We start from the raw sequence: 9,102 nt of genomic DNA on the forward strand, positions 1-9,102 counted from the left end.
GAGCACTAAAAGGCTCAAACACTTGTTTAAATTTTGTTAACTACACCAAGAATTAGCTCTGAAACTAGCTCTGGGCTCTCTAAATGACAATGATGTCCACCAGGAACAGTCTCTATTTGCAGAGGACTATGCACTGATTTGTAGCGATTATGCTGCAAATGTCGGAATCCATCATTGCCTAGGATTATTAATTGAGGGCATTCAATAGCCGCCATAATCGCTTCAGCGTGCGCCTGTGACATTCGATATAACGAGTCACATTTTAGGTTAGGGTCGCATCGCCATTGCCAAGAGTTATCTAACTCGACAATTCCTCGCTCGACAATAGGAGCAATTAATTCAGCATTGATTTGATTGGCGTGAGCTCTCAGCTTAATAGCATCCTCAAGGCTTGCCAGAGGACGTGAAGGCTTTCTTCGCTGTCGAAGACGACTGAGTACCCCATCTCTCAAGCGAGAAACCGTTTCTTGGGGAGCTTCTGAAAGAGGTCCGTGACCTTCAATTTGAATTAATCCTGACACCTTTTCAGGAAAGGCGGCACTATAGCAACTTGCTATCAATGCACCAAGTGAATGTCCTACCAGTACCAGTCTGTTTGGCGATAATTTAGTCACCAACTGATGCAAGTCATCTATATAATCATGAAATGGGTAGTAACTTCCCGATTTGTGCGACGAGAAGCCGTGTCCGAAGAGATCGATAGCAACAAGGTGAGCATTGGGCGCAAACTTGGCGACTTGCTGCATAACCTGATTAAAGCTGGACGAATTATCCAACCACCCATGAATAAAAACGACCGTCGTTGCGGTCGTTTGTGGGTTGCCAATCTGTTGTGTTGCAAGCGTCCCGCTCGCGAGGGAGTATGACTTTTCAATCATCAAACATGTAGTTCCATCTGTTTGCGTAATCAACATCGGATAAAGTTAATTACTCTACGTCTTGTATCACTCGACCTTGTCTTGGCATCGTTTGAAAACTGCGGCAATGTAAACTTCTGCACGAGTAGTAGGTTGGTGCAAAATCGTTAACAACAACGCGCTCAGTAATGTTCCACAGGCGTTGGTTGTCTACTTTCATTACAGGGAAGGTGTAAGGGTATTCCCCTATTTTTCCATCTTCACTTCCAATTGACTGACCAACCAAAGTAATCAGACGACCTTCTGCAAAGCTTAGAGGCTCAACGTACCCTTCAATATAACCAACAAAACGTCCGCTTGGCTCTGCGTCTAGATCTGGCTTACCGCTACTCGAAATCGGCATATTAGCGACTTCGATTCGAGTCTTATCTTTCAAGTTGGTCACTTTAGAGATAACGCCACCTAATCGAACACTTTGCGCATCCGGTAGTTGGTCGACCCACTGTTGGTAATCGCTAATTACAGGCTCTGATTTTGCTTCAAGCTCGCTAGGAAGTGATGAACACCCGGCAAGTACCAATACACCAAGAGAAAAGGCTATTAAGCGTAATTTAGAGAGATAATTTGACATGGTTCTGGTCCTTAAACAGGCATTAATAAGAAGCTCTAGATGTAGATATCGACACCGATAAGCTTTGCAAGTTCTTCTTTCTTCGCCTGATTCATTACATCCATATACTCTTCCATAGCCTTACGTCCTCGGCCTTCTGGAAGATCATACTGGATTTGAGCCTTGTGTAGCTCAGACTCTTTAACTTGACGAATAGAGTGAGAAACAGCATTAGCGACCTTAGTCGGTTGCCCAACCGCAGTGCTAGCATCAGATTTTTTTGCCTGCTCCTTCTTTTTAATTCGATTCGGCTTAGACGTGCTGCCTATCGAAGAAGGAGGTAAGTTGTTAATTGATACCATGACTAAATATCTGCCCTCTCAAATCTAAATAATACGCATTTAGACCTAATTTGCATCAGAACCTTGTAAAAATTATTCGCGACCTGGCAGTTTCTTCCAAGTCACTTTGTCACGAAGATAAACTGGCTCAGATTCTTCTGCTGCAACCGCTTTACCTTCTGCGTAAGCAAATTGAGCAAGGAACGCCATATCTTGAGCTTCTGGGAATAGCACTTCACACGCTTTGGTGTTGATCGCAAGTGTATCCATATGCTCGGCATAAGCTTCCCAGCCGGTACCGACTTTCGCCCATATTTCAGAATCTGCTTCTAACTGCGCAGCCAGTTCACTTGGTGGCGTTACACATTCGGCATCAACCGCAGTCCAACGACCATCTTGTTCGCGGCTGTAACGAGCCCAGTACACTTCGCTCATACGCGCATCAATCGCTGTTGCTACATGAGTTTCACCAAATTTACGGTAGCTGCCTTGCGCCATCGCTGCCAGTGTAGAGACACCAATCATTGGTAAATCCGCACCAAAAGCCAAGCCCTGAGCAATACCAATACCAATACGCACACCCGTGAAACTGCCTGGGCCTTGGCCAAACGCGATAGCATCGATATCGGTTAAAGCGACATTCGCTTCTTTCAGTACTTCATCCACCATAGGTAGAATTTTCTTCGTATGGTCTCGAGGAGCCTCTTCGCTACGTGCGAACACCTGGTCACCAATTACTAATGCAACTGAACAGTTTTCAGTTGCGGTATCTACTGCAAGAATTTTCGCGCTCATTTGTGTCTCAAATATTCGTTATCTAATCTAAAAATAATGGCTAAACTCAACAATGCCAATTACTCAGCAGCGGTTGAATGGTCTTTAGCTAAGAATTCTTTAATGACCCCTAAGTCACGTGTACGAGGGATAGGCGGTAAACTCGCCAAAAATATGCCACCGTAATCGCGAGTCACCAATCGGTTATCGCAAATAATCAAAGCACCATTATCGCGCTTGTCACGTATCAATCGGCCGACACCTTGTTTCAAGGTAATCACAGCGTCTGGCAACTGTACTTGTGCAAAAGGATCACCCCCTTTTAGCTTACAGTCCTCGATTCGAGCCTTAAGTAAAGGGTCATCAGGGGCTGTAAAGGGCAATTTATCGATGATAACACAGCTTAATGCGTCGCCCCTAACATCTATCCCCTCCCAGAAAGCACCTGTAGCCACCAGCAATGCGTTACCTAATTCCATGAATTCGGCTAAGGTTTTTTGCTTACTTGTCTCACCTTGCAATAGAACGGGAACCGAGAGGGTTTCACGGAATCGCTCCCCCAACTCTTTCATCATGCTGTGTGAAGTACACAAGAAGAAACAGCGGCCTTGGTTTTGCTCAATCACAGGAGTCAGCATTCTTACTAGCTTATCCGCGAGACCGGGGCTATTCGGTTCTGGAAGATAACGAGGCACACACAAGCGCGCTTGATTCGGATAATCAAACGGGCTCGGCAGTGAAAACTGTGCCGACGGTTTTAACCCTAATCGAGAAGTAAAGTGTTCGAAATCATCCGACACCGCCAAGGTTGCTGAGGTAAACACCCATGCGCCCGGCTTCAGCTCAATCTGTTCGTGGAATTTATCGGCGACAGAAAGCGGTGTGATATGCAGAGCAAAGTGGCGCGGTGTAGTGTCATACCAATACGAATAGCCAGTGATCGACACATCGCACACACGTTCGATACGCGACTTAATCATATTTGCGCGTTCGAAAGCGGTATCTAACAGCTGGCTTCGCCCAAGTGCTAACTTCAATACATCAACAGCAAGTTGCAGAGCATCTTGCAAACGAACCAACTCGCGTGCAATCGACTCGGATTTCAAAGCTTCGCGCCAGTTACCACGAAAGCCGGTATCACCAAGCACAATACGCAGATCGGCTGACGATTGAACGAGCCTATCCCCTACTTTCTGTAGCTGACGCATGTCTTTGGCTTCAGTTCGGTAAGCAATTTCAATGTCTTTGGCTAACTCTTGGATCTGTCGACTGGAAACCGATTGTCCGAAGTACTGGCTGGCGATGTCAGGAAGTTGATGTGCTTCATCGAAAATAAACACGTCAGCTTCAGGTATCAATTCGCCAAATCCGGTTTCTTTGATCGCCAAATCAGCTAGGAAAAGGTGGTGGTTTACGACCACCACATCGGAATCCATCGCTTTTTTACGCGCTTTAAGCACAAAGCAATCGGTATAGCTTGGGCACTCTTTACCCAAGCAATTATCATTGGTCGAGGTAATGGTTGGAATAACCGGGCTGTCTTCAGCGATATCATCACAATCGCCTAAATCACCCGTTTGAGTGGATGACGACCAACTACGAACTTTGACTAACTGAGCCAGCAGCGTTGGATCGGTATGAGCACCATGACTCTCGATCATTTGGCGGCTGAGTCTGTCCAAACACAAATAGTTTGAACGTCCTTTGAGCAACGCAACTTGACCATAAAAGCCAAGCGCATCGACCATCAAGGGTAAATCTCGGTGAAACAGCTGCTCTTGAAGGTTTTTAGACCCCGTACTAATGATGGTTTTCTTGCCACTAAGCAGCGCAGGCACTAGGTAAGCAAACGTCTTACCAGTACCTGTTCCAGCCTCAACAACCAACTGGCTTTGATTTTCAATAGCTTGTGAAACCGCTTCAGCCATGTCTAACTGAGCTTGTCTTGGTTGAAACCCAGGGATAGCTTTGCCCAGAGCGCCATCAGCAGAAAACGTTTTAGATATCATAGAGTACGAAGTTTAGAAAAAGAGAAGGAGAATTATGGCAGGTTTAGTGAGCCGGCGCGAATCAAGAATGACTTCGCACCGGAGGTGTTTGGCTTGGCTTGACGTGGCTTAAGTTACCTTGAAGGTAAGAATTGAAGAAGTAGGAATTAGAGAATCGTTTTTATTTTCGACTGAGATAACGTGATAGCCAAGGAGCACCTTCAAAATGGTTATCACCAGGCTGTATGGCTTTCGCTGCATCGGTTGGTGAGGTCTTACTTTCCCACATTTCATCTAGAACATGACCATCTAATTCGGTACCTCTCGCCAATGAATTCACTCGCTTGCAGTACAGTTTTTTGGCTAGTAACTCTTTATCCATAAGTATCACCTCTATTTTTGGCCAAGGCGTAAATGCCTCGGTTGAAGTTCAAATGCGTACTACGGTCAAAACTTTTAAAAATGAAGCTTCTGCCTGTTTTTCTATCTAAAAACTGATATTTCTATATCAAACAATTTATCAAAGCGATAAATCAGCAGCAGAATTTGTTGAAACCAACTTGATAATAGATTAATTATAACGGTGATATTGCGGCTCAGTTCACCGTTCGACGGCCTGCATTAAATTTGAAGAATCCCTATTTCATATAATAAGTGCAACATTTCATGGAAGTAAGATGCAAATGGAAAGAAAAACTTTACTAACACATTGTACTGATGCCCCGGGCCTCATCTCTAAGATCACCAATATTTGTTATAAGCACCAACTCAATATTATTCACAACAATGAGTTCGTAGATAACACAAGTGGCCACTTCTTTATGCGCACCGAGCTGGAAGGCTATTTCAATGATGAAACCTTGCTTGCCGATTTAGACCAAGCCCTGCCACCAAATACGAAACGTAAGCTTGTTGATTCGTCTCGCAAGCGTGTTGTGATACTCGTGACCAAGGAAGCACACTGCCTTGGCGACATTCTAATGAAGAACTTCGATGGCAGCTTAGACGTTGAAATTGCGGCCGTTGTCGGTAACTACGACATTCTACAAAGCCTAACCGAGCGTTTTGACATCCCTTACCACCATGTTTCTCACGAAGGGCTAAACCGTGAAGAACATGAGAAGAAGATGCTAGAAGTGATTGACCAGTACGAGGCGGATTACCTTGTTTTGGCTAAGTACATGCGAGTGCTGACACCAGGTTTTGTTGAAAAATACCACCACAAGATCATCAATATCCACCACAGCTTCTTGCCAGCATTTATTGGCGCGAAGCCATACCAACAAGCGTATGAGCGCGGCGTGAAGATCATTGGCGCAACGGCACACTTTGTGACGAATGATTTGGATGAAGGTCCAATCATCAAGCAAGATGTTATCCCTGTGGATCACAACTTCAGCGCGAAAGACATGGCACAAGCCGGTCGTGACGTAGAGAAGAATGTATTAAGTAAGGCGTTAAACAAGGTGATCAATGATCATGTGTTTGTTTACGGCAACAAGACTGTAATTCTGTAAATCGGATATTCGATTTCCGGTAAGACTTCCAGTTAGAACCCAATAAAAAACGCGCAATAGGGAAAGCCCATCGCGCGTTTTTTGTATCTGATGATCAGACTCGCTTTGAGAGATTCCCGACTACGCTCCTTCGTCGCTATCGGGAATGACGAACTCGGTGATGAACCTTCGAGCTATAGGCTCTAACATACGCTCTCGAACGCTCAGTCTGTCACTATCCAAAGATAGACTCTGGCAAATTTCATCGAACACCCCGTCATTCCGACGAGCCAAGGCGAGATCAGGAATCTCTTTCCTAGCAACTCTCTATTCAAATTAAGCCTGTTCTGATTCCACAATCTTCTTCAAAGAGTGTGGATGCAGCTTGATGCAAATCCCTTGATGTTTAAAAGCCACTGTTGGGTTATTCAAGCGTTCACCCTCGCCTTTCGGGCTAGAGAGTTTGATCTTAACGCCTTGCTCACCCAGCGTTTCAAAGTTAGCAGCGAACTGCGGGTAAGTTTCTTTAAGATCCGCTAGATACTCATCAGCTGTTTGGGCATGAGAAGGAATCACAAACTCTACATGTTCCCAATCTTGGCTTGGGTAAATCTTACCTTCTGCTGGATATGGCAGCTCCAAACATTCAATTTTCCAGCCAAGGCTTTGCAAGGGTTCATCGAAAGCCAACACCACAATTGGACGACCATTAATCATCGCCTCAGAAATCATAGAGCCGTACTCAGACCACGCTTGATGGGCAGATTTCGCTAGCTCAGTGTCATTGATTCGCAGCGCAATATGATCCGCTTGAGCAAAGCTTAAATCCAAACCTAATGTATTTCCTAGGCTCTCGATTTTTGCCATAAAAGTATCAAGGCGGGCGATCATTTGTTGTGGTTCTAGTTCAGCTTGCTTCAGGCTCATCATCATTGTCTGTGTTCTCCAAATAATGGCTGCATGTTATCAGTTTTGCCTTTTGCAACAAGCGTTGCTTTTACAAAAAACACTCAATAACTATGTTCTTTTCGCTCCTTAAACATGCAAACGCGTCTTGCTAAAAGTCGATTGTCAAAAACCACTCAGGAAATGTTAATTTTCTATCAATTCGACCTATAAGAAACCCCACAAAATTGGTATGATTAACGCCATTTTTGTGAACTTAAACAGTGTCTGTTGTTCATTTCGGCATTAAATCGTTAACTAGATGCATAATTAACCAATTTAATGACCTCGAAATAACGGCCACTCTTATCATCCTTGAATTGAAGGAAACGCGTGTGAATATCCAAGCACTTATTAATGACAAAGTATCTCAGGCTCTAGAAGCCGCAGGCGCACCTGCAGGCTCTCCTGCGGCTGTTCGCCAATCTGCAAAACCACAATTTGGTGACTACCAAGCAAACGGCGTTATGGGCGTTGCTAAGCGACTAGGCACTAATCCTCGAGAGTTTGCTCAAAAAGTATTGGACGTTCTAAACCTAGACGGTATCGCTTCTAAAGTTGAAATCGCAGGCCCAGGTTTCCTTAACATCTTCCTAGATGAAGCTTTCCTAGCACAACAAGCAGACGCAGCATTGGCTGATTCTCGCCTTGGTGTTGCAGTAGCAGAAACACAAACAATTGTTGCGGATTACTCTGCACCAAACGTTGCGAAAGAGATGCACGTTGGTCACCTACGTTCAACCATCATCGGTGATGCGGTCGTTCGTACTCTTGAGTTCCTAGGCCACAACGTTATCCGTGCTAACCACATCGGTGACTGGGGTACTCAATTTGGTATGCTTATCGCAAACCTTGAGCGCGTTCAGGCTGAGTCTGGCGAAGTTTCAATGGAACTTGCTGACCTTGAAGGCTTCTACCGTGAATCTAAAAAGCTTTACGATGAAGACGAAGAGTTCGCAGTTAAAGCACGTGGCTACGTTGTTAAACTACAAAGCGGCGACGAGTTCTGCGCAGAGATGTGGAAGAAGCTTGTTGACGTAACAATGATTCAAAACCAACGCAACTACGATCGCCTAAACGTGTCTCTAACGCGTGATGACGTAATGGGCGAAAGCATGTACAACCACATGCTTCCAACTATCGTTGCTGACCTAAAAGAGCAAGGTCTTGCAAAAGAAGATGACGGCGCACAGGTTGTATTCCTAGACGAATACAAAAACAAAGATGGCGACCCAATGGGCGTTATCATCCAGAAACGTGACGGCGGCTTCCTTTACACAACCACTGATATCGCTTGTGCAAAATACCGTTTTGAAGAACTAGGCGCAGACCGCGTACTTTACTTCATCGACTCACGTCAGCACCAACACCTAATGCAAGCTTGGACTATCGTTCGTAAAGCAGGTTACATCCCAGAATCTGTTTCTCTTGAGCACCACGCATTCGGCATGATGCTAGGTAAAGACGGTAAACCATTCAAGACTCGTGCAGGCGGTACTGTTCGTCTTGCTGATCTTCTTGATGAAGCCGAAGTTCGTGCAGCGCAGCTAATCGAATCTAAGAACCCAGAACTAGCAGAAGACGAGAAGAAAGCGATCGCGAACACTGTTGCTATGGCAGCGGTTAAGTACGCAGACCTTTCTAAGCACCGCACTACTGACTACGTGTTCGATTGGGACAACATGCTTGCATTCGAAGGCAACACAGCACCATACATGCAGTACGCATACACTCGTGTTGCTTCTGTATTTGCTAAAGCTGGCATTTCTATGGACTCGCTTGAAGGTGAAATCAAAATCACTGAAGAGAAAGAGAAAGCGCTTATCGCGAAACTTCTACAGTTTGAAGAAGCAGTACAGTCTGTTGCTCGTGAAGGTCAACCACACATCATGTGTAGCTACCTGTTCGAACTAGCTGGTCAATTCTCTAGCTTCTACGAAGCGTGCCCTATCCTAGTTGCTGAAGACGAAGCTGTTAAGCAGAGCCGTCTGAAGCTTGCTGCACTAACAGCGAAGACGATCAAGCAAGGTCTATCGCTTCTAGGTATCGACACTCTAGAGCGCATGTAAGCGATTCGAGATTCGAGATTCG

Annotated in this window: 9 protein-coding genes; 2 read left to right on the plus strand and 7 right to left on the minus strand. The window is 45.1% G+C overall.

Annotated features, from left to right (window positions below; all coding sequences use genetic code 11):
* Positions 1-26 precede the first annotated feature (26 nt).
* The 6 genes from AB4185_RS16865 to AB4185_RS16890 form a co-directional block, all read right to left on the minus strand.
* Positions 27-878, minus strand: a complete 852-nt coding sequence (locus tag AB4185_RS16865) for an alpha/beta fold hydrolase (protein WP_372135687.1) — start codon at positions 876-878, stop codon at positions 27-29.
* Between the two features lie 49 nt (positions 879-927).
* Positions 928-1,488, minus strand: coding sequence for a Slp family lipoprotein (locus AB4185_RS16870; RefSeq protein WP_017062377.1), 561 nt, complete (start codon positions 1,486-1,488; stop codon positions 928-930).
* Positions 1,489-1,523: 35 nt separating this feature from the next.
* Positions 1,524-1,829, minus strand: a complete 306-nt coding sequence (locus tag AB4185_RS16875; RefSeq protein WP_017062378.1) for a hypothetical protein — start codon at positions 1,827-1,829, stop codon at positions 1,524-1,526.
* A gap of 72 nt (positions 1,830-1,901) precedes the next feature.
* Positions 1,902-2,603: a tRNA (adenosine(37)-N6)-threonylcarbamoyltransferase complex dimerization subunit type 1 TsaB gene (gene tsaB, locus AB4185_RS16880; RefSeq protein WP_017062379.1), complete on the minus strand. Its 702-nt coding sequence runs from the start codon at positions 2,601-2,603 to the stop codon at positions 1,902-1,904.
* A 59-nt stretch (positions 2,604-2,662) separates the two neighbouring features.
* Positions 2,663-4,591, minus strand: a complete 1,929-nt coding sequence (locus tag AB4185_RS16885) for an ATP-dependent DNA helicase (RefSeq protein WP_017063417.1) — start codon at positions 4,589-4,591, stop codon at positions 2,663-2,665.
* Positions 4,592-4,751: 160 nt separating this feature from the next.
* On the minus strand, positions 4,752-4,952 hold the full coding sequence (locus AB4185_RS16890; RefSeq protein WP_017062381.1) for a hypothetical protein: 201 nt from the start codon (positions 4,950-4,952) through the stop codon (positions 4,752-4,754).
* Positions 4,953-5,253: 301 nt separating this feature from the next.
* Here AB4185_RS16890 and purU point away from each other — a divergent pair, with 301 nt between their 5' ends.
* Entirely contained in the window at positions 5,254-6,087 is an 834-nt protein-coding gene (gene purU, locus AB4185_RS16895) for a formyltetrahydrofolate deformylase (protein WP_029235131.1), read from the plus strand.
* A gap of 315 nt (positions 6,088-6,402) precedes the next feature.
* Here the strand turns inward: purU and AB4185_RS16900 are convergent, their stop codons facing one another.
* Positions 6,403-6,999, minus strand: a complete 597-nt coding sequence (locus tag AB4185_RS16900; RefSeq protein WP_017070298.1) for a VOC family protein — start codon at positions 6,997-6,999, stop codon at positions 6,403-6,405.
* Positions 7,000-7,346: 347 nt separating this feature from the next.
* Between AB4185_RS16900 and argS the strand changes: the two genes are divergently transcribed.
* Complete coding sequence (gene argS, locus AB4185_RS16905) at positions 7,347-9,080, plus strand: arginine--tRNA ligase (RefSeq protein WP_017063415.1); 1,734 nt, start codon at positions 7,347-7,349, stop codon at positions 9,078-9,080.
* Positions 9,081-9,102: the final 22 nt, after the last annotated feature.

Origin of the sequence: Vibrio sp. 10N.286.48.F5, assembly GCF_041469785.1 — a bacterium.
Lineage (GTDB): Bacteria > Pseudomonadota > Gammaproteobacteria > Enterobacterales > Vibrionaceae > Vibrio > Vibrio crassostreae_C.

Bases quoted from the DNA above. Each gene is read 5' to 3' on its own strand.
- AB4185_RS16865 (WP_372135687.1), bottom strand. From the start codon at position 878: ATGATTGAAAAGTCATACTCCCTCGCGAGCGGGACGCTTGCAACACAA.
- AB4185_RS16870 (WP_017062377.1), bottom strand. From the start codon at position 1,488: ATGTCAAATTATCTCTCTAAATTACGCTTAATAGCCTTTTCTCTTGGT.
- AB4185_RS16875 (WP_017062378.1), bottom strand. From the start codon at position 1,829: ATGGTATCAATTAACAACTTACCTCCTTCTTCGATAGGCAGCACGTCT.
- tsaB (WP_017062379.1), bottom strand. From the start codon at position 2,603: ATGAGCGCGAAAATTCTTGCAGTAGATACCGCAACTGAAAACTGTTCA.
- AB4185_RS16885 (WP_017063417.1), bottom strand. From the start codon at position 4,591: ATGATATCTAAAACGTTTTCTGCTGATGGCGCTCTGGGCAAAGCTATC.
- AB4185_RS16890 (WP_017062381.1), bottom strand. From the start codon at position 4,952: ATGGATAAAGAGTTACTAGCCAAAAAACTGTACTGCAAGCGAGTGAAT.
- purU (WP_029235131.1), top strand. From the start codon at position 5,254: ATGGAAAGAAAAACTTTACTAACACATTGTACTGATGCCCCGGGCCTC.
- AB4185_RS16900 (WP_017070298.1), bottom strand. From the start codon at position 6,999: ATGATGATGAGCCTGAAGCAAGCTGAACTAGAACCACAACAAATGATC.